This is a genomic window from Qipengyuania sp. B-5, assembly GCF_056857815.1.
In genome coordinates this window covers 1-19062 of record NZ_JBSXNU010000026.1, presented here as the reverse complement: position 1 = coordinate 19062, position 19062 = coordinate 1, and the positions used below count along the sequence as shown (strand labels likewise).

Annotated in this window: 21 protein-coding genes and 1 pseudogene; 10 read left to right on the top strand and 12 right to left on the bottom strand. The window is 60.4% G+C overall.

What is annotated here, in order from left to right; genetic code table 11:
* The first annotated feature begins 11 nt into the window (after positions 1-11).
* Entirely contained in the window at positions 12-566 is a 555-nt protein-coding gene (locus tag AC13CE_RS02570) for a PilZ domain-containing protein (protein ID WP_482971377.1), read from the top strand.
* Here the strand turns inward: AC13CE_RS02570 and rsmA are convergent.
* The 4 genes from rsmA to AC13CE_RS02550 form a co-directional block, all read right to left on the bottom strand.
* Positions 563-1384 carry a 16S rRNA (adenine(1518)-N(6)/adenine(1519)-N(6))-dimethyltransferase RsmA gene (gene rsmA, locus AC13CE_RS02565; protein WP_482971376.1) on the bottom strand — a complete coding sequence of 274 codons (822 nt, stop codon included), beginning with the start codon at positions 1382-1384 and terminating at the stop codon, positions 563-565. The two genes, AC13CE_RS02570 and rsmA, sit on opposite strands and share 4 nt — an antisense overlap.
* The gene (gene pdxA / locus AC13CE_RS02560) at positions 1377-2378 is read right to left on the bottom strand and encodes a 4-hydroxythreonine-4-phosphate dehydrogenase PdxA (protein ID WP_482971375.1); all 1002 of its coding nucleotides are present in this window, start codon (positions 2376-2378) and stop codon (positions 1377-1379) included. Before pdxA ends, rsmA begins: the two co-directional genes overlap by 8 nt.
* Entirely contained in the window at positions 2375-3718 is a 1344-nt protein-coding gene (locus tag AC13CE_RS02555; protein ID WP_482971374.1) for a peptidylprolyl isomerase, read from the bottom strand. The genes pdxA and AC13CE_RS02555 overlap by 4 nt, the downstream gene beginning before the upstream one ends.
* Positions 3719-3845: 127 nt before the next feature.
* A complete protein-coding gene (locus AC13CE_RS02550) occupies positions 3846-6203 on the bottom strand; it encodes an LPS-assembly protein LptD (RefSeq protein ID WP_482971373.1) in 2358 nt (785 codons plus the stop codon).
* Between the two features lie 100 nt (positions 6204-6303).
* Between AC13CE_RS02550 and AC13CE_RS02545 the strand changes: the two genes are divergently transcribed.
* The 5 genes from AC13CE_RS02545 to AC13CE_RS02525 all read left to right on the top strand — a co-directional run bounded on the left by AC13CE_RS02545 (position 6304) and on the right by AC13CE_RS02525 (position 9818).
* Complete coding sequence (locus AC13CE_RS02545) at positions 6304-7761, top strand: leucyl aminopeptidase (protein WP_482971372.1); 1458 nt, start codon at positions 6304-6306, stop codon at positions 7759-7761.
* Positions 7758-8264 (top strand): DNA polymerase III subunit chi, encoded by a 507-nt coding sequence (locus tag AC13CE_RS02540; protein WP_482971415.1) that lies wholly within the window; start codon positions 7758-7760, stop codon positions 8262-8264. The genes AC13CE_RS02545 and AC13CE_RS02540 overlap by 4 nt, the downstream gene beginning before the upstream one ends.
* Positions 8265-8304: 40 nt before the next feature.
* A complete protein-coding gene (locus AC13CE_RS02535; protein WP_482971371.1) occupies positions 8305-8826 on the top strand; it encodes a hypothetical protein in 522 nt (173 codons plus the stop codon).
* 83 nt (positions 8827-8909) lie between these two features.
* The gene (gene ndk / locus AC13CE_RS02530; RefSeq protein ID WP_473821388.1) at positions 8910-9332 is read left to right on the top strand and encodes a nucleoside-diphosphate kinase; all 423 of its coding nucleotides are present in this window, start codon (positions 8910-8912) and stop codon (positions 9330-9332) included.
* Positions 9333-9488: 156 nt separating this feature from the next.
* Positions 9489-9818, top strand: a complete 330-nt coding sequence (locus tag AC13CE_RS02525; RefSeq protein ID WP_221539218.1) for a nuclear transport factor 2 family protein — start codon at positions 9489-9491, stop codon at positions 9816-9818.
* On the opposite strand, the gene AC13CE_RS02520 is transcribed toward AC13CE_RS02525, so the two are convergent.
* From AC13CE_RS02520 to purM, 4 genes are read right to left on the bottom strand one after another with little or no spacing between them, the layout of a single operon-like run.
* Positions 9815-11005 (bottom strand): sulfotransferase, encoded by a 1191-nt coding sequence (locus tag AC13CE_RS02520; RefSeq protein ID WP_482971370.1) that lies wholly within the window; start codon positions 11003-11005, stop codon positions 9815-9817. The two genes, AC13CE_RS02525 and AC13CE_RS02520, sit on opposite strands and share 4 nt — an antisense overlap.
* Entirely contained in the window at positions 11002-11208 is a 207-nt protein-coding gene (locus AC13CE_RS02515) for a hypothetical protein (protein WP_221539214.1), read from the bottom strand. Before AC13CE_RS02515 ends, AC13CE_RS02520 begins: the two co-directional genes overlap by 4 nt.
* Positions 11208-12173: a phosphoribosylglycinamide formyltransferase gene (gene purN, locus AC13CE_RS02510; protein WP_482971369.1), complete on the bottom strand. Its 966-nt coding sequence runs from the start codon at positions 12171-12173 to the stop codon at positions 11208-11210. Before purN ends, AC13CE_RS02515 begins: the two co-directional genes overlap by 1 nt.
* Positions 12166-13263: a phosphoribosylformylglycinamidine cyclo-ligase gene (purM, locus tag AC13CE_RS02505; RefSeq protein WP_482971414.1), complete on the bottom strand. Its 1098-nt coding sequence runs from the start codon at positions 13261-13263 to the stop codon at positions 12166-12168. Before purM ends, purN begins: the two co-directional genes overlap by 8 nt.
* Positions 13264-13352: 89 nt before the next feature.
* On the opposite strand from purM, the gene AC13CE_RS02500 reads away from it, so the two are divergent.
* From AC13CE_RS02500 to AC13CE_RS02485, 4 genes are read left to right on the top strand one after another with little or no spacing between them, the layout of a single operon-like run.
* A complete protein-coding gene (locus tag AC13CE_RS02500) occupies positions 13353-14624 on the top strand; it encodes a heavy-metal-associated domain-containing protein (RefSeq protein ID WP_482971368.1) in 1272 nt (423 codons plus the stop codon).
* 21 nt (positions 14625-14645) lie between these two features.
* The gene (locus AC13CE_RS02495) at positions 14646-15257 is read left to right on the top strand and encodes an HdaA/DnaA family protein (RefSeq protein ID WP_482971367.1); all 612 of its coding nucleotides are present in this window, start codon (positions 14646-14648) and stop codon (positions 15255-15257) included.
* A gap of 27 nt (positions 15258-15284) precedes the next feature.
* Positions 15285-15980: a serine O-acetyltransferase EpsC gene (epsC, locus tag AC13CE_RS02490; protein ID WP_482971366.1), complete on the top strand. Its 696-nt coding sequence runs from the start codon at positions 15285-15287 to the stop codon at positions 15978-15980.
* Entirely contained in the window at positions 15980-16330 is a 351-nt protein-coding gene (locus AC13CE_RS02485) for a DUF2794 domain-containing protein (protein ID WP_482971365.1), read from the top strand. The genes epsC and AC13CE_RS02485 overlap by 1 nt, the downstream gene beginning before the upstream one ends.
* A 53-nt stretch (positions 16331-16383) precedes the next feature.
* Here the strand turns inward: AC13CE_RS02485 and AC13CE_RS02480 are convergent, their stop codons facing one another.
* The 4 genes and pseudogenes from AC13CE_RS02480 to AC13CE_RS02465 form a co-directional block, all read right to left on the bottom strand.
* Positions 16384-17448 (bottom strand): hypothetical protein, encoded by a 1065-nt coding sequence (locus tag AC13CE_RS02480; RefSeq protein ID WP_482971413.1) that lies wholly within the window; start codon positions 17446-17448, stop codon positions 16384-16386.
* 131 nt (positions 17449-17579) lie between these two features.
* Complete coding sequence (locus AC13CE_RS02475) at positions 17580-18509, bottom strand: SDR family NAD(P)-dependent oxidoreductase (protein ID WP_221539201.1); 930 nt, start codon at positions 18507-18509, stop codon at positions 17580-17582.
* Positions 18510-18630: 121 nt separating this feature from the next.
* Positions 18631-18915: pseudogene (locus AC13CE_RS02470) on the bottom strand (HAD family hydrolase); the annotation flags it as partial.
* Between the two features lie 5 nt (positions 18916-18920).
* A partial coding sequence (locus tag AC13CE_RS02465) for a transposase (RefSeq protein WP_482971412.1) occupies positions 18921-19062 on the bottom strand: 142 nt, incomplete at its 5' end.

Here is a 19062-nt window from a genome sequence, read left to right as displayed (position 1 = left end):
GGTCGCAAACCTTGCCCGCCGAAGGTTTACACAAACGCCGCGAAGAGCGGGTCGACCTGCTGGTGCAGGCGAACATCCACGCCCAGCCGGGTAACAGCGTGGTGCATCTATGCAATATATCGTCCGTGGGCGCTCTGATCGAAGGAGAGAGCCTGCCAGGCGTCGGCCATGAGGTCGAGTTAAGACGCGGGGCATTGTCCGTGCCGGGCCGGATCGTCTGGCGAGGCGGCGATCAGGCTGGCATATCCTTTTTCGAGCAGGCGGAAGTGGCAGACTGGTATCCGGACGCCCCGCCACAGGCATCCGTGGACCGCGCGTTCCAGCGGATCATGGAAGAATTCCGCGAGCGGGATGAACCTGCCAAACGTGCGATGCCCGCACCGCTGCATAATTCCTTGATCACGGTCGATGATATGGAGCGCGTGGCAGCTTCGCTCGACGAATTGGCCGATGCGCTGGCGGACAGTCCGCAGGTCGTGATGCGTTTCGCCGAGAAACTGCAAGCACTGGATATCGCCGCGCAATTGCTACGCAAGCTGTCTGCGCAGAAAGGCGAAATCGGTTAGCTCAGGGCGCGGGCGATGGCCACGAAATCGCAAACCTCGAGCGTTTCCGCGCGTCTTTGCGTATCTATTCCGATAGCCTCCAGTGCATCTATAGCTCCGGGGACACTTTTGAGACTTTGCCGAAGCATCTTGCGGCGTTGGCCGAATGCCGCCTCTGTCACACGTTCCAGCACCCTTGCGGAAACGCCCTCGGGCATCGCGCCCGGTTCGACATGGACGATGGCGCTCATCACCTTCGGCGGCGGAGTGAAGGCGCTGCGATGCACCTTCATCGCCAGCTTGGCTTGCGCACGCCATTGGGCGAGGACGGCAAGGCGGCCATAGGCGGACGTGCCTGGCTTCGCGACGATGCGCTGGGCCACCTCCTGCTGGAACATCAAGGTCAGCGATGTCCATTGCGGCGGCCAAGTTTCTCCGCCCATCCAGCGGGTGAATAGTGCGGTGCCGACATTGTAGGGCAGATTGGACAGGATGGCGAAGGGTTCGCCGCCCATCAGCTCATTGTGGTCGAGCTTGAGCGCATCTCCTTCGATCACGCGCAGGCGATCAGGGAAAGCCATAGTCAATTCCGACAAGGCCGGGAGGCATCGCCTGTCCATCTCGATGGCCGTCACTTCGGCACCCGCCCTCAACAGCGCGCGTGTCAGCCCGCCCGGCCCGGGGCCGATCTCCAGCACGCGTTTTCCATCAAGGCTGCCCGGCACTGCGGCAATGCGGTCGAGCAGCTGTTCGTCGAAGAGGAAATTCTGGCCGAGCGCCTTGCTGGCCGAAAGGCCATGCCGCGCAATGACTTCGCGCAAAGGAGGCAGATCAACCATTTGCAGCGCGCCGCGCTGCCATTTCGCCCGCCATTTTGAGGGCGGCGATCATGGCTCCCGGATCGGCGATGCCTTTTCCGGCAATGTCGAAGGCAGTCCCGTGGTCGGGGCTGGTGCGTACGATAGGAAGGCCCAGGGTGACATTCACGCCCTCATCGAAATCGAGGGCTTTTAAGGGAATGAGTGCCTGATCGTGATACATGGCGAGCGCAGCATCGTAAGTTTTGCGCGCACGCGGCGTAAACAATGAATCGGCGGAGTGAGGACCGGTAATGGAATGGCCGTCGGCAACCAGCGCCGCGATGGCAGGCGCGATGATCTGCGACTCCTCATCCCCGAAACGACCGCTTTCGCCCGCATGGGGGTTCAGACCGCACACGGCGATCCTCGGGCTCTCTATGCCAAAATCGCGTCGGAGCGCTGTGGCCACGATCCGCGCACGCCTAATGATTAACTCCTGCGAAAGTCGCTTGGAAACATCTGCAAGAGCACAATGAACTGTCAGGGGAACTGCGCGCAGGCTGGGACCTGCCAACATCATTACAGCATCATCTTGGTCAAGCCCGCAGACTTCTGCGAGGAATTCGGTTTGGCCGGGAAACTCGAAACCAACTGTGGCCAATTGGTCCTTGGCCACTGGTGCAGTGACTACTGCAGAGGCCTTGCCAAGCAGGGCGAGCCGTGTGGATTCCGCCAATGAATGCAGTGCCAGGGCTGCACCTTCTGCGCTCGGCTCGCCGGGTGTGTATTCTGCTTCGGAAGTGCCTAATACCGGCAGGCGATCTTTGAATACTTCGAATGCTTCCGCGGCACTTCCGATCAACCGGATCACGCCACGAGTACGCGAAGCTGCTTCAAGAACCTGTTCACCGCCGACCACGAAAAAGGGCGGCAGCCTTGCTTCCCGGCGCCTGGCCCAGCTTTCCACGATGATTTCCGGCCCTATCCCTGCCGGATCGCCTAGCGAGACGGCGAGGGGAGGCAAGACGCTCAATTGTATTCGATGTAGGCGTCGTTGCGGAGATCGCGCAGGTAGCGCTGGGCGGCCTTGTTGATCCGCTCGTCCTCGATCTGCGCCATGAGCTCGTCGAAATCCGGACCCGATGCAGTTTCCGGGTCATCCCGACCGCAAAGCATCAGGACGCGTACGCCCTCCTCGACGGAGCCGAAGGGAGGTGTGGTCTCCCCGATCTGGAGGTTGAGGACGATTTCCTGCAACTGTTCCGGCAAAGCGCGGGCGCGGATCTGATCGTTCGTGACGACATTTGCCCCTAGTGCGGCGGCCATCTCTTCTACGCTGCCGCAACCCTTCAGAGATCCTATACCTGTAGTGAAGCCTTGCAGTTTCGCCTGGTTCTGCTCGATGGAAGCCGCAGGATCGAAGGTGATCTGAATCTGCTTCAGGCTGAGCAAGGCATCGCGCGGGTCGGCCATGAGCACCTGCCGTTTGTCCCGCAAATAGACGATCCAGTAGCCGCCCGGAATCTTGATGGGTCCAACCAGCTGGCCCGCCTGCATCTGGCTGACGACGGATTCAAGCTGCGGGTCGCCGAGCTGGGCGAGATGGATCCAGTCGAGATCACCGCCGACGGCGGCAGTCGATGCTTCCGAGAACTGACGGGCATAGGCGGCAAAACTTGCGCCTTGACGAAGCTGTTCGATGATCTTGGCGGCGTTGGCTTCGACAGCCGCTTCGTTCTCGGGCGTGGCGGAAAGGAATATCTCCCAGAGCCAGTATTCGTCGGTTCCCTTCGACGCTTCGAGCCGCTCCATCATCTCGTTTACTTCTTCGGCCGAGACATTGACAAAGAAGGCCACCTTCTGACGCAGCAGTCGCTGCCATGCCAGTTCACCACGGATTTGCCGCTTAAGCGAAGCGGCAGAAGAACCCACCTGCGCAAGATAGGCTTCCATGTCTTCGACGCGCTGGTTGTTCTGCGCAGCGACGCGGGCGAAAGTCTGATCGACCTCCGCATCGGAGATTACGATTTCATCGGCTTCGGCTGCCTGGATCTGCAACGTTTCGTCGATGAGGTTGCGCAGGACCTGCGCGCGCACGCGCTGCAACTCTTCACCGCTGATTTCGGCCTGGTTGGCGTTCAACAACAGGGCGACGCGCTGGTCGAGATCAGTGCCGGTAATCACATGGCCGTTCACGACAGCGGTAGCGCGGCGAACATTCGGGTCGGGATCCGCCAGCAAAGTCGGCTGCTGCGGCAATCCAAGCGGATTGGCTTCTGGCGCAGCATCTTGCGCCTGCACGCCTGAAGCGGTGGAGGCCAGAGCCATTGCGGCAGAGAGACCAAGCAGTTTCGATACGATATTTGCGTTCACGCGTGTATTCCCTTGCGGCGCTCTGTTTGCGCCTGAATAGATACGGCTTTGCCTGTCACCGGCTTAACCGTAGCTGATTGCGCCGCGGCGGATAGCGTGTTTGCGCAGCGCTGCCAACATCACCGCGTCAGCGAAAACCCAGATTCTTCAGACTGAAGTATAGCTGGAACGTATCACCCCTGCGCGCGTCACCCGCCGAAACATAGTCGCGTCGCCAGGTCACGCCCAGTTCGAGGCAATCGTCCTGATATGCGACGCCGAGCCGGGTGCGGATCGGCTGGAACCCGTCGCTCGATAGGGTGGGGTCTTCTTCTCGATCGGTGAGGTTGAACACGCCGGAGCCGAACACCGACCAGTAATTGGCAAAAGCGACACGGACGGCAGTGCGCAGCTCTTCACGGTCCTGAAGATCTTCCACGCTGGTGATGTTCCGGTTCAACCGCAAATAGCCTATTTCGGCGTAGGTACGGCTGGAACCCACAGTTGCGTCGAATTCATTGCGACGTACGGCAAGGTTATCCTTGTCGAGTCGGTACCGGTGGGTCAGCTTGACGAAATCCCGATAGCGTACTTCGGTACGTCCCACGAAATCGCTCACCTTCTCGGACAGGCCCGTTCCGTCCGGCAGGATTTCCCGGTCCCTATCCAGCCGATAGGACTGGCCGAGCGTGGTGAAAAACTCCCAGCCCGGTCGGCGCAGTTGCCAGTCGAACCCGTAGGTAATGCGGGCTCCGTCCTCGATCCGGTCATAGCCGGGAAACCGGTTGAGCGCGAAGAGGTTGGAATCTTCGAGATCGATAGCACGCGCGTCTTCGTTCGGAATGGCGAGATTCTTGATTTTCGGGGTCGCTACCAGCTGGATGCGCGGAGTGAACACTTGCTGGCCGCCCAAAAATTCACCGATGAACGGCCATTCGACGTCGACAGCACCCAGCGCCACCCCGCGAGTTTCCCACCCCGGATTTCCGCGATAGGAAGCGGTCTCGTTCAGGAAATTGTCGTCGGAGTGATAGACATCCCCGCGTAGCAGACCGGTCACCGTCACGACCTGTCCGAAACCGGTTATGGCCTTCCGGCTCCATTCGGCCTTGGCAAAGGCGCGTTCCGTATCCTGTCCAGCCTTGCGCATGATCGCCAGGCTGTTGAGCTGCAATTCGAGTTGCCCACCGGCAAACGGATCGTCGATCCGCTGTCTCCAGTCGATCACGGGAAGCGCGATCGGAACCTGGTCCTGATCCTGATTGAGGCGCAGCGTCTGCGTCGCCCATCCGGCAATGGATAGATAGGAATCGCTGTCTATCCGTTCCAGGTCGACCATGGAACGAAGACGGTCATCGCGGCTGATGTCGTATCGCCGCAGGAAGGTCTTGTCGCTCGCCATCCTGACTGAGCTTGTCAGGCTCCATTCGGGTGAGAACTGGAAACGGCCGTTGGCGAACAGATATCCGCGTGGACCCGATTCCGAATTGTCGGTCTGGTCTGCAAAATCTGAAATGCGGCGGCTGTGGGTGACATAGCCCGTTATCTGGTATGCGCCCTTCTCGGTGAGATGGCGCCACTGCGCGGAAACCATCGGCTTGGTATCCGAAAAGAGATAGGCGGACAGGGTCAGGTCTTTGTTGTCTGCCAACCTGACGTAATAGCTGCCTGATACCTCAACCCCGTTATTTTCGGAGATGCGCAAGTCGGGCACAAGAAAGCCCGAAACCGGTCCGCCGTCGGTCCGCACCGACAGACCCGGCAAGGGCAGGATTCGGGCGCCGAACAGTTCGAGGTAGGCTCCGCGAAACCGGACTTGCGAATCCGAAGGATCATAGGTCACCCGATCGGCCGTGATGCGCCAGCTCGGTTCCTTGTTACAGCCTTCGGGCGTAACCACTGCGCAGGCACTGTAAGCCGCCTGCTCAAGCGTGACCGTGCCATCACTTTCGCGAAGACCGCGATTGGCGGCGAGGCGCCCGCCTTGCCGCAATGCGAGCAGCAGGTCTTCCATCGCACCAGCCTCGAATTCGTCCGTCAGCTCTACACGCTCGGTGTAGAGTTGGTTGCCATTTTCGTCGACGAAGCGAACGTTGCCGCTGGCGACGATTACGCCGGTGCGCTGGCTCCAGCTGACAGTATCGGCACGCAGCGAACGATCCCCCGTTCGCATGACCACGTTGCCCTCCGCAGTGGTGGTTTCGGCCTCGGAATCGTAACTGAGGATATCGGCGGCAAAGGAAATCTGGCGTTCGCCTGCGGCATTGAATTCGACACTTTCCGGCGGAAGATCGCTCTCGGAAGCAACGACGACCGGCTCCTGCGTATCTTCGGGCGGGGGCAGGTCGGTAGGGTTCTCGCCTTCCGGCTGTTCTACAGTGCCGACGCCTGCCGCCGCGCCATCCTGGGCTATGACCGGAGAGGCGGACAGAAGGGCAATGGCGGCGCTTGCGGTCCCCCACAAGTGCATAGCATCGAAGGAGGATTTCGCGCGGGCCCGGTGCATGGCTTGCCTATCGCACCAGCCACGCCTAATCGCAATCGCGTTCATCCGGGATGCCCACCATCGAGGCGTATGCCGGCCATCAGAGAATTCGGGAGAACCCATGCACATCCAGTTTAGCCAGTCCCGTCCGCAAGGCGCGCGTCTCATTGCGCATGTGGTAGACAAGGGCAAGCTTCCTGCCGCCACAAATGCAGCGATGCGCGCTGGAGCGCAGGCAGCCCGTTTCAAGGGCAATGTCGGACAGACCTTCGATGGCTTCGTGGAAGAAGCGGGCGAAGTTGCGCGCCTTGCGCTGGCCGGTGCGGGCGACCGGAACGACGAGGCGCGGTTTGCAAATCTGGAAAAGGCCGGCGCAGCTCTGGCTGGCAAATACCAGTCGAGCGGCGACAAGAACCTCGTACTCGACCTATCGGAAAGCGATCTTTCCGCTGTCGAAGTAGCGCATGTCCTCCTCGGTCTCCGCCTGCGTAACTGGCGCTACGACGTCTATCGCACGAAGATGAAGGACGATCAGAAGATTACGCTCGAAGGCGTTACCGTGGTCGGAGCGCCCCAAGGCATGGAAGCAGCCTGGGCGGACGGAGCCGCGCTTGCGGAAGGCGTCGAATTCACTCGTGAGCTGGTCACCGAACCGGCAAACATCCTTTATCCCGAGAGCTTCGTGGAGCGCTGCCAAGAACGCTTCGAAGGGACCGGCGCGGAACTGATCGTTCTGGACGAAGCCGAGATGGAAAAGCTCGGCATGGGCTCGCTTCTCGGGGTCGGGCAGGGATCCTCGCGTGATTCCCGCATCCTCGCCATCCGCTGGAACGGCGGCGGTGGCGAGGCTCCGATTGCCTTCGTCGGTAAAGGGGTGACCTTCGATACCGGGGGCATCTCGATCAAGCCGGGACCGGGCATGGAAGATATGAAATGGGATATGGGTGGAGCGGGAGCAGTCGCGGGCGGCATGCTCGCGCTGGTCAAGCGCAAGGCCAAGGCCAATGTCGTCGGTGTGATGGGCCTGGTGGAGAACATGCCCGACGGCAACGCACAGCGTCCCGGCGACGTGGTCAAATCGATGAGCGGCCAGACCATCGAAATACTCAATACCGACGCCGAAGGCCGCCTTGTCCTGGCAGATGCGCTGCATTGGACGCAGGTGGAATTCAAACCTTCGCGAATCGTGGATTTCGCCACGCTAACCGGAGCGATCATCGTTTCGCTGGGCCATGAATATGCCGGCCTTTTTTCGAACGACGACAAGCTCTCCAAAGATCTCGCCGAAGCGGGAGAAGCTGTGGGCGACAAGGTCTGGCGGATGCCGCTCGACAAGGCGTATGACAAGCTGATCGATAGCCCAATCGCCGATATGAAGAATATCGGCGGCAAGGGGGCCGGTTCGATCACCGCCGCGCAATTCCTCCAGCGTTTCATCGCCGATGGTACGCCTTGGGCTCATATCGATATCGCCGGCATGGCATGGTCCGAAAAGCAGGGTCGCACATGGGACAAGGGTGCGACGGGCTATGGAGTGCGCCTCATCGACCGGCTGGTTGCGGATACCGCTGAAAGCTGAACCAAAGCCGCGCTAAGGCGCAGCGAGGCAAGCGATCATTCTTAGTCGAAAGGGCCATTTCAATCCGCGTCGACTTCTACCAGTTAAGCCGCGATCCGGTGGATGTGACGGTAACCAAGCTCGCCCGCAAGGTAATGCAAGCGGGCGAGCGATTGCTGGTAGTGGCCGCTGACGAAGTTCTGCGCGAGCGTCTTTCACAGGTCATGTGGGAGCAAGGCGGCACCAGCTTTCTCGCCAACGGGGCTGTGGACGACCCCCACGCTGCCTGCCAGCCGATACTGATTTCGGATTACTGCTCTGCACCGAATGAAGCGCGAATAGTCATCTTAGCCGATGGGCGATGGCGCGAGGAAGTCGGCACCTTCGATCGTGCGATGCTGCTTTTCGACGCGGAGGCAGCCGACGCTGCGCGGGATCTCTGGCGTGAGCTTGCTGCACGCGACGGCATCGACAACCGTATATTCAAGCAAACCCCGGAGGGCGGTTGGCGCGAAGGTCGTTGAGCTTTCAGGAACTTGCCGTGACTTCGCCCGTCGAACGGGTATGAGACGCACGCTTTCCAGCCTCTGGCTATCTGCTCTCCTCCTCTCTGCCTGCAATAGTGCCGACAATATTGGCAACGCAGATAAGAATGGGGGCGATAATATCGAGCCGGTCGGCTCCTACGATATCGATCCCGCAAGTGGCGAAGTTCGCGCTACGCATACCGATGCGGACGGAGTAACCACCACGATGCGCGCGGGCAAGGATGTCCCGCCCGACCTGCCTGAGCCCTTCCTGCTGTATCCCGGCGCGCAAGTCACCGGCACAACGCGGGTTGATCACGGCGAGGGTACCTTTGTGACACTGGATTTCACCACGTCCGACGAACGAGCGCAGGTCGTGGAATACTATCGCGAACAAGCGCTCGAAGCCGGAATCGACCCGGAAGTGGAGATCGACGGTACAAACGCGACCACCCTTGGTGGCGAAAATCGCGAGGACGGGATCAGTTTTACACTCAGCGTGACGAAGGAGGGGAGCATGACCGAGGCTCAGCTCAGCGTCGCCCGCGGCTTCGAGTAATTCTTGCCCCCGCTCGCGACGGACGCTAGGGGCGCGCGCGAGAACTCTCTCCCCCAGCAAATTCTTCGCAAGGAATACATATCATGGCGGTTACCCGCACCTTTTCGATCATCAAGCCCGATGCCACTCGCCGCAACCTGACTGGCGCGGTTACGAAGATGCTCGAAGATGCCGGCCTGCGCGTCGTCGCTTCGAAGCGCATCCACATGACCAGGGAACAGGCCGAAGGCTTCTACGCAGTCCACAAGGAACGCCCCTTCTTTGGTGAACTGGTCGATTTCATGATCTCTGGGCCGGTTGTCGTGCAGGTTCTCGAGGGTGAAGACGCTGTAAAACGCAATCGCGACGTGATGGGCGCTACCAATCCGGCGGATGCCGACGAAGGCACCATCCGCAAGACCTATGCAGAATCGATCGAAGCCAATTCGGTCCACGGTTCGGACAGCGACGAGAACGCCAAGACCGAAATCGAATTCTTCTTCGCCGAAGACGAAATCGTCGGCTGATTATCTGGCGGAGAACAGATTTCTTCGAAAAGTCTCCGCAAGAAACAAATGTGTTATTAGACGGGCGCATGTTTTGCTAAGCATGCGCCCGTTATGGTTTTTGGCTCGCTCCTTCTCAAACGCCCCCGCGCTGCGCGCGAAGCGAAGGTGCGCGAAATGGCAGAAGCTCTTAACGCACTCGACTATCAGCGCGCCGCCAGGCTCGTGACAGAAGATGTTGTCGTGTCGAAGGTAATGGGGTGGCGTACCCGGGGCTTCGATGCTTTCGTCGAAAGAGACCGCGCTTTCCGCGGAGGTGTCAGCAGACCTAAAATCAATATCGACGATATGATCCACCACGATGGGGAGCTTCTCGTCCGAGGCAGCGTTCAGAGCGATTCGCCCGATGTCGGCGGGCCGAGCATGTGGCGGATTGGCTTTGACGGCCCGCTGATTTCGAGCATCGAGATCACACGCTCGGAGAACACTGGGCCCGACTGCCTTTAGGCCAGAAATTCTTTCATTATCTTGCTGTGATGCGCGTGCGAGCCACTTCGGGAACGCGTCTGTTCTCTTGTCATCGCGCGCTCTGCGGCCGTGTTGAATCCCATATCGAGTTTTTCATAGGTGGCCGCCATGGTTCCGCGCCAGTCGCGTCCAAGTTCGGTGAAACGGACATCAGCGGTCGTGCCGTCGAAAGCGGATAGCGCTTCGTCCATCCGTTGGTCGCGAAGTTTCATTTTGCGTGCCCATTCGTTCTCCAGCGCGGCCAGGTCGTGACGGTCGCTCTGAAAAGCCATCTGACTTGCGACCATCGATACGCTACTGGCCAGCACATCCTGCGCATCGCGATAACTGCGCACTACCCGCGCATCAGGAAACTCCGCGAGCAGAGCTTCGCCATCTTCCGCGAATTGCGGGCATTTGAGCACGCGCGGCATATGCGCATTACCGCGAAATGCGGCATCGGTTCGTAGAATTCGGACGAATTCGCGATAGAGGGGCCCAGCGTCTCGCGCCTCGCTGAACGCAAGGAAGGAAGGAATATGCCACTGTGCCTCGAAGGCCGTCGGGGAAAGCGCTGCGCTTAACCAGCCGATTTCCTCGTCGGTACGGGTGGGGCCAAAGGGGTGGAGCGTGTCCAGCCAGGGGTTGATTCTGCGTGCCATGAACAAGGCTGCCCATGCCTTGATTGGACGCAGATCGGGCGTGGCTGGCACGGGGTCATGGCTATCGCAAAAACGTGTTCCCGCATGGCGCGGATCGGCAGCAATCAGGCGTTGCAAGCGTGTCGTACCGCTTCGCATCTGTCCCAACACGATGATAGGCGCGGCGATCGGCGTCCGGCCAAGCTCCGGTTTTTCCCACCACAACCTGCCCAGCGCGTGGCGCTTGCGAACCGCGTTCTTCAACTGGCCATACGCCATGGTATGGCCGAGCGCATTGAGCTGTGCCTCTTCGATGAGAGAGGCACATAATCGCTCGAGTCTCAGCCGGAAATCGACAACTTCCTCTTCGCTGCGAATCGAACTTTCGTCTTCAGGCGAATATCCTTTGCTGCCGGCTCTCCAGATATAGTCCGGCTCGAGTCTGGGTTTTTCGTCCCAACCTCGTGCCCACACTTCGGAAATCAGCCGGTTGGCCCGCTCTGCCATTGCCGAACGGGCGAACGGATGCGGGCGGGGCGGGATCAATGCCGCCGGTCTTTCCAGCGCGTATAAAGGGTCTGGCCCAGTTTGCGCAGCAGGTGCGCGCCGATGAGCACGCCAGCAGTGATCAGCACTGCGTCGAGCATATCTACTTCCTCGGTCTGCCAACTGTCGTCCGGCTGGAGCGCGATCATGACGAACGCAAGAATCGCAAGGAGGAAGAAGATATAGGGTGTCAGGCGTCCCATCAGAATTCGTCCGCCACATTCATGAGTTTTGTCGCAGACTTCGGTGCGACGCTGCGCCAGCTTCGTTCAAGCCATTCGCCGACATGTTCCCAGTCCAGTTCAGGGCGATTGAGGATGAGCCCGATCCACCCGCTGGCACCGTAATAGGCAGGCTTGAAATAGGTCTGCGGCTGCGCTTCGACGAGGTCCAGAAGCTCGTCCATGCCACTCGTCTTGACCAGCAAGGCGGTGTAGTCGCTGCCATGATGCCTGTCGCTGAAATAGGCGAAGTACTTGCCCGATTTCTCGCTTCCGGCGCGCCAGCCCGGTGTACCGTGACTTTCGCGTTCATGCGTCTGCGGCAAGGCAAGCGCGAGTTCGCGAATCTTGTCCAGCAAATAGGACGGATCGCTTTCCCGGCGAACATAATCGCCTAACACGCGCGGGTAGAGCTGATGTTCTGCAAAACGGACACGTTCGGCCAGACTGCCGGGAGTTTCGCCATCCCGGATTTTCACGCGTATCTGTCCAAGCACTTCGCCGGCATCGAGCTCGGACGTGACGAGATGGACAGATACCCCGCCGTGACGGTCGCCAGCGTCGATCGCACGCTGGTGAGTGTCCAATCCGGGATATTTCGGCAGCAGTGAGGGATGGATGTTGAGCATCCGCCCCTGCCAGTTTTCGACGAACCGTTCGGTCAGGATGCGCATGTAACCTGCAAGAGCGATATAGTCCGCTCCTGCGTCTCGCGCGGCCTGTTCCATCGCAGCGTCGTGTTCGGCGCGCCCCAACCCCTTGTGTGACAGAGCGAAAGTAAGGACCCCTTCCGCTGCGGCCAGCTCAAGTCCCTGTGCTTCTGGATCGTTCGCTGCGACCAATACCACTTCGTAAGGCGAATCAGGCAGCTGTGAGGCATAGAGCAGCGCGGCCATGTTGCTGCCGCGCCCGGAAATGAAGACCGCAATCTTCGCCTTGTCAGCCAAGATGGACTGCCTTCCAGTCCTCGCGTGCAGACCAAGTTCCCTGCGAGCCTCGGACCGTACAGCCTTTATCTCCGCCCACTATTCGTCCAACTGCCAGAACTTCCTCGCCGGCCTCCTCGAGACGGCTGCGGACGAGTTCGACCTTGGACGGCGCGACTGCCAGCACCATGCCGACACCGCAGTTGAAGGTGCGCGCCATCTCGCCCGGTTCGATATTTCCCTGCGCCTGCAGGAAGGCCATGAGCCCGGGTTGGCTCCAGCCATCGGCATCGACTTCGGCATGTGCGCCTTGCGGCAGTACCCGCGGAATGTTCTCCAGCAATCCTCCGCCAGTGATATGGGCCATGGCGTCGATCAGGCCGTCGCGAACGAGGGGAAGCAGGGTCTTCACGTAGATGCGGGTAGGTTCGAGCAGGGTCTCCACGAGAAGCCGGTCCCGATCGAACAGGGCGGGACGATCGAGCTTCCAGCTTTTGTCTTCTGCAAGACGGCGCACAAGGGAAAAGCCGTTCGAATGAACGCCCGAGCTGGCGAGACCAAGCAGGACATGACCAGAGGCAACACTTTTGCCGGTCAATTGTTCGCCGCGTTCGACCGCCCCGACGCAGAAGCCGGCAAGATCGTAATCCCCACCGGCATACATGCCGGGCATTTCCGCCGTCTCGCCACCGATCAACGCGCATCCGGCCTGTTTGCAACCTTCCGCGATCCCCGCGATCACACGCTCGGCAACGCCATTCTCCAGCTTGCCCGTCGCGAAATAGTCCAGGAAGAACAGCGGCTCCGCGCCCTGAACGATAAGGTCGTTGACGCACATGGCGACAAGGTCGATCCCTACTGTATCGTGACGGTCGGTATCTATGGCGAGCTTTAGCTTGGTGCCCACGCCATCGTTGCCGGCGACCAGAAGCGGATCCTTGTATCCCGCGGCTTTGGGATCGAAAAATCCACCAAAACCGCCGATTTCGCCGTCTGCACCCGGACGCATGGTGGCTTTGACCAGCGGGCCGATCGCCTTGACGAGCCTGTTGCCCGCATCGATCGAAACCCCGGCTTGTTCATAGGTATAAGAAGGCGTGTCACTGCTCATCCAAGCGCCTTTGCGCAATTTGCCTGTAATTTCCAGCATTCCTGCTTGGATTTCCCGAATGCTTTGGGCAAAAGGCGCAGCAAGTACCCATGCGGACGTTTTTCCCCCTCAGCCGGCGCAACCGAATCGCCCTTGCCGCTACCGGTCTTGCGCTGGCAGGCGGAGCTGGCTGGTTTGCGCAAGCGCAAGTCGGGGGTGAACGCGGAATTGCACCGGTTGCAGCATCGCGCGATATTCAGGTTTCGGGTATCGAGGTAGATGTGCGCGCCGATAGCGGCATCGAGGCGCGCCAAGAGGCTTGGCTCGAAGCACAGGTCAAGGCGTGGGAAAGACTCGATGGGCCCGATCTGCCCGAATCACGCATCACCGGACTGGTGTCCGCTATCGTTATCGAACAGGAGCGCCTCGGTCCCAAACGCTACGTTGCCACGTTAGGCGTGGTTTTCGACCGCGAGCGTGCGGCGGCCTATCTGGGCGATGAAGGGGGGGCTGCGCGCAGTGCGCCGATGCTCCTCCTTCCGGTGACCGTTTCAGGCGGTACACAGCTCATGTTCGAACAGCGCAACGACTGGCAGCGCGCCTGGGCCGAGTTCCAGACGGGGCAAAGTCGCGTGAACTATGTTCGTCCGCAAGGATCGGGCGGCGAATCGCTTTTGCTCACTTTTGGCCAAACCACGCGGCGCAGTCGGGTGTGGTGGAACAATATTCTCGACGAATTCGGCGCGGCGGACGTGTTGGTCCCGATTGCGAAACTGCGCTACACCTATCCCGGCGGACCTATCGAAGGCACGTTTACTGCACGGCATGGCCCCGACAGCGAATTTCTCGATAGCTTTACCATGCGTGCCGAAAATTCCGCACAGTTGCCAGCGATGCTCGCAAGCGCGGTGCGGCGCTTCGATGCAATGTTCCAGGCGGCCTTGGCGGAGGGCACGATCAGGCCCGATCCCACGCTCAACGTGAAAACCGGCGATCTCAATCCCGCGATCCAGCGGCTTGTCGACCTCGGCCGTCAGCTTCGCGCGCAGGATCAGAGACGCGAGGAAGCCGCCCTCGAGCCGACAGAGGCGAGCGATGGTGCCATTAGCGCCGCGCCGATCAACCGGCCACCGCCCGAGGGCTCGGTCGCTCTCTATACGGTCCAGTTCCAGTCGCCGGATGCAACGGCCTTCGGCGCAATTCTGGCCGATGTTCGCGGTACTCCGGGTGTACGCTCTACCGGGGTGCGCTCGACAGCTATCGGCGGCACTTCCGTCATGACTGTAAGTTATTCCGGATCGATCGGCAGCCTTGCCGAGGCACTCCGCGCCCAGGGCTTTACGGTACAGCAGGGAGCGACCGCGCTCTTGATCAGCCGCTAAGCGCCGCGCAAGCTGGTTGTTATGACGCAAATCGCGCTTCCCCTCTCCCATCTTGGGCCTCAGGAGCCCGCCAGTATCGTAGTGGGAGAAGGCAATCTGCAGGTGGTCGAGGCGCTTGCCGCATCGCATGACTGGCCGTTCGGTACTGCAATTCTCGACGGTCCATCGCGTTCGGGCAAGTCTCTGTTTGCCAGCTGGTTTGCGTCCCATACGGGCGGCGGAGCAATCGACGATGCCGACACCAGGGACGAAACGGAAATTTTTCACGCCTGGAATCGTGCGCGGGAAGACGGTTACCCCTTGCTCCTTACGGTAAGCGGCGAAGGGTGGGAGATATCGTTGCCCGATCTGAGAAGCCGTATGGGCGCTGCGCTTCAGCTCGAAATCGGCCCCCCCGGCGACGAAATGGCTGCCAAATTGATGTTAAGCCATGCCATGCAGCGAGGGCTCGCATTGGGTGAGGGCGCGCCTGCCTATCTGGTCCCCCGGATGGAGCGCAGCTATGCAGCAATCGAGCGGATCGTTGCCGAAATCGACCGGCTCAGCCTTGAACGCAAGCAGCCTGCCACCATGTCCATCTGGCGCGATGCGCTGGAGGCCGTGGAGGGTCCAGAACAGGCGCGCTTGCTTTGATTTGCGACAAGTGAGAGGATTGCGGCCATGTTCGAACGGCTGATCGCCTATCTGGACTCGATCAAGGCGCGCGATCCTGCGCCCCGCACCCGTTGGGAGGTGCTGCTTTATCCCGGCGTCTGGGCGCTGGCATATCACCGCGTCGCCCACTGGCTGTTCGAAGCGGACCTCTTTTTCCTTGCCCGGCTCGTGAACCACTGGAGCAGGATGGTCACAGGGATCGACATTCATCCGGGTGCCAGGATTGGCCGCAACTTTTTCATCGATCACGGCTTTACCGTTATCGGCGAGACAGCCGAGATTGGCGATAATGTCACCATCTACCAATGTGTGACGCTCGGCGGGACCAATCCCACCAATGGACAGGGCGGCAAGCGGCACCCCACAATCGGCGACGATGTCATCATCGGTTCGGGCGCACAGGTTATCGGCCCGATCACCGTGGGACGCCGTGCGCGAATTGGCGCCAATGCCGTAGTGACCGATGAAGTCCCTGAAGGTGCGACGATGATCGGTCTCAAGGCGCGCAGCACGCTGGTTCCTGCCGAGGACTGGGTGAAGGAGTTCCTGCCCTATGGGACCCCTTGCGACGATCCGTGTGTGCCCAGCCGCGACTGCGTGGAAAAGCTGGAAGCCGAATTAAAAGCGCTGCGCAACGAACTCGATACCCTGCGCGAGGAACGTGAATCCGCTTCGACCAAGCGTAACGGAACCAACGATTGATGGTGCAGCCCGGCGGCGCGACTGTCGTAGCCTTTCCCGGTCGCAAACCCGAACAGGTCGGCTTCACGCGTGAAGAACTGACAAAGATACTCGACGTTTATGGGCGGATGGTCGCAGCCGGACAGTGGCGCGATTATGCCATGGATTTCACGAAGGATGCTGCGACGTTCGCGGCCTTTGTGCGACATGCGGAGCGGCCACAGGCGCGGGTCGAGAAGCGGCCTTCACTCCGCGGTAAGCAGGGTATGTGGACGCTATTCGGCGAACACGGGCAGGTGCTCAAGCGCGGTCACGCGCTGGCGGGAGTCATGGCGCCCATCGAGCGCCGGTTGCTGAAGGCGATAGATTGAAACGAAAAAGGGCCCGTCCTTCCGGACGAGCCCTTCTCTCGGTGGTCCGATTGTCAGGCGGTGGCTGGAAGCCGGGCCTGCATATTACCGGGCAACCCTTTAACCACGTTGCGGCGGATCGGGGTCCATAGCGCGCTCAGCGTAAGCAGGGCTGAACCGATGACCAGCGCGGTTAGGGCGAAATTGAGTTCCACCGCTCCGAATTCCCGGAACAGGAAGGTCAGGGCGATCAATACGTAGGCCAGTGCCGAAACAAGTAACGCGCGGCGATCGACCGCCAGCGCCACGATGCCGAAGACGATATAGACGCCGAGTACCGCCAAAGCTGCGCCCGCCCCGATATTGTCACCCTCGGTAACGCCGATCAGGGCGAAGATCGGATGCGCGATAGCGGGAGCGGCAAGCAGGTGGAGCCAGAAGGCTACATCGCTCCGGCGCGTTTCGCGACGCGGGTCGCTGATGTCCCAGCGCATTGCGAAAGCGAAGACCGCCAGGCCCGCGACGAAGACGAGGCCGAGGATAATCGTTTCGATATCAGGGTTATTCGGACCGACCGCTGCGATGATCAATGCGATAACGGTGCCCGCGATAGCCGCTGCACCTGCGGCAATTGTGATCGGCACCATGAAGCGTTTCCAGTGCAACCAGGCTGCACCGGCAGTCAGAAGCCCGGATGCTGCGATGAGCAGCGTCGCCAGGGTTTCATTGCCTTGGCCGCTATCGATACCGGCGATCGTGACAGCAAGCCCGAGGAGTCCGAAGAATAGACCGCCCACGAACCCGAGCAGCAAGAGGATGCTGGGAAGCGCCATACGCTTCTTGGCGGTGAAGAACTCGGCCAGCATCCAGGCGGTACCAGCGACAAGCAGGCCACTTACGGGCGAGGGGCCATCCTGATTGCTCCAGATGGCATCGCCGATGGCACCCATAGCCATGAGCAGGATTACAACCCCGATGCTGACGAAGATGTCGTTGAAGCCGGTGATGAGGCGGAAATGCTCCGCATCGGCGGGCATTGCGTCGCGCGATGCGGCGACATGTGCACGCAGGGCACTGGCGGCATCGGCGCTGATCGCGCCTGCGGCCACTGCCGAATTCAGGTCTTCCTGGCTATACATTGCCATCTCTCCCCGTTGATAATCGAGAAAAGATAGTCCTAGTGTATTAATACGTCAATACGGTCGCGCGAAGGCGAGAAAAACCCCCGGTTCAAGGCATGAACCGGGGGCATTATTCCCTTTTGCCGTGCTCAGCCGCGGGCGGAGGCGGGGCCCGTGCCGGTTACTTTCTGCATGGCAGTAAGGATATTACCCGACTGCTCGCTGCCGGACTGCGGCGCCTTGAGGTTGGAGAATTCGCTGATCTTGTCCCAGTTGGCAGCGAAGCCTTCAACCGTCCGCTCTTCGTCCTTCAGCCAGACGGCGTCGTTCATCACGGTCCATGCCGAGTGGAAGCCGCCGGCACCTGCACCGACGATGGCGTTGGTGGGTGCGTCTTCGCTGACGAGGAAGAGCGCGGCCGGAACCACGTTCACTGGGTCGAACAGCTTGAAGGCCTCTTCGGGGAACAGATCTTCGGTCATACGCGTCCCTGCCACGGGCGAGATCGTGTTGACCTTGATATTGTATTTCGCGCCTTCGAGCTGGAGCGTCTTGGTGAGGCCTGCAAGGCCTAGCTTGGCAGCACCGTAGTTCGCCTGGCCGAAGTTGCCGAACAGTCCGGTCGATGAGGCGGTCATCAGCACGCGGCCATAGGCCTGCTCGCGCATGGTTTCCCAAGCCGCCTTGGTTACATTGGCAGAACCGTTCAGGTGTACGTCGACCACGAATTCGAAATCATCCATCGTCATCTTCGCGAAGGTCTTGTCGCGCAGGACGCCGGCGTTGTTGATGACGATGTGAACGCCGCCCCATTTCTGCTTGGCGTCGGCGACCATCTTTTCCATCTGTTCGAATTCGGTGACGCTGCCGCCATTGGAAACAGCTTCACCGCCGGCCTTTTCGATTTCCTCGACGACCTGCAGAGCCATGTCCGAATGCCCGGTACCGTCGCGCGAACCACCAAGATCGTTCACCACGACCTTCGCACCGCGGCGGGCGAGTTCGAGTGCGTACTCGCGGCCCAGGCCGCCGCCTGCGCCGGTGACGATGGCTACCTTGTCCTTGAAGTCGATGCTCATGGGGCTGCTCCTGCTTTTTCGTTTACGTAAAGGTCAATTGCCATGGCGAAGTGGCACTTTCGGGTGGCGGTTGCAACCGTATGCGCGCCGATCCGCCGTGCCGTAAGGGCAGGGCGTGCAATCACAGCTGCTCGAGCGCGTCCACCAATTGAGCTAGCGAATCAATCGCAGCGTCCGCGCCGAGTTCTTCACGGGACTTGTCGCAATAGCCATAGCACGCTGCGACGACTGGCACATTTGCCGCTCGCGCAGCTCTCATATCGTAGCTGCTGTCGCCTATGAAGACCATGCGTCCGCCGCCACAGCACTCACGCGCCTTGAAAAGTGGTTCGGGGGAGGGCTTGGCTATGTGCCGACCGTCGGGTCCCTTGCCGATGCTGTCACCACCGATCACGCAATCGAAGCGGTTACTTAGGCCCTGTTGACAAACTTATTGGTCCAGAGGCGGGCGGCGGCGATATGTATGAAGCCGAGATAGCTTGCTGAGGTTTTGTCGTATCGGGTTGCGAGGCGGCGCGAGCATTTGAGCTTGGCGAAGCACCGCTCAATACGG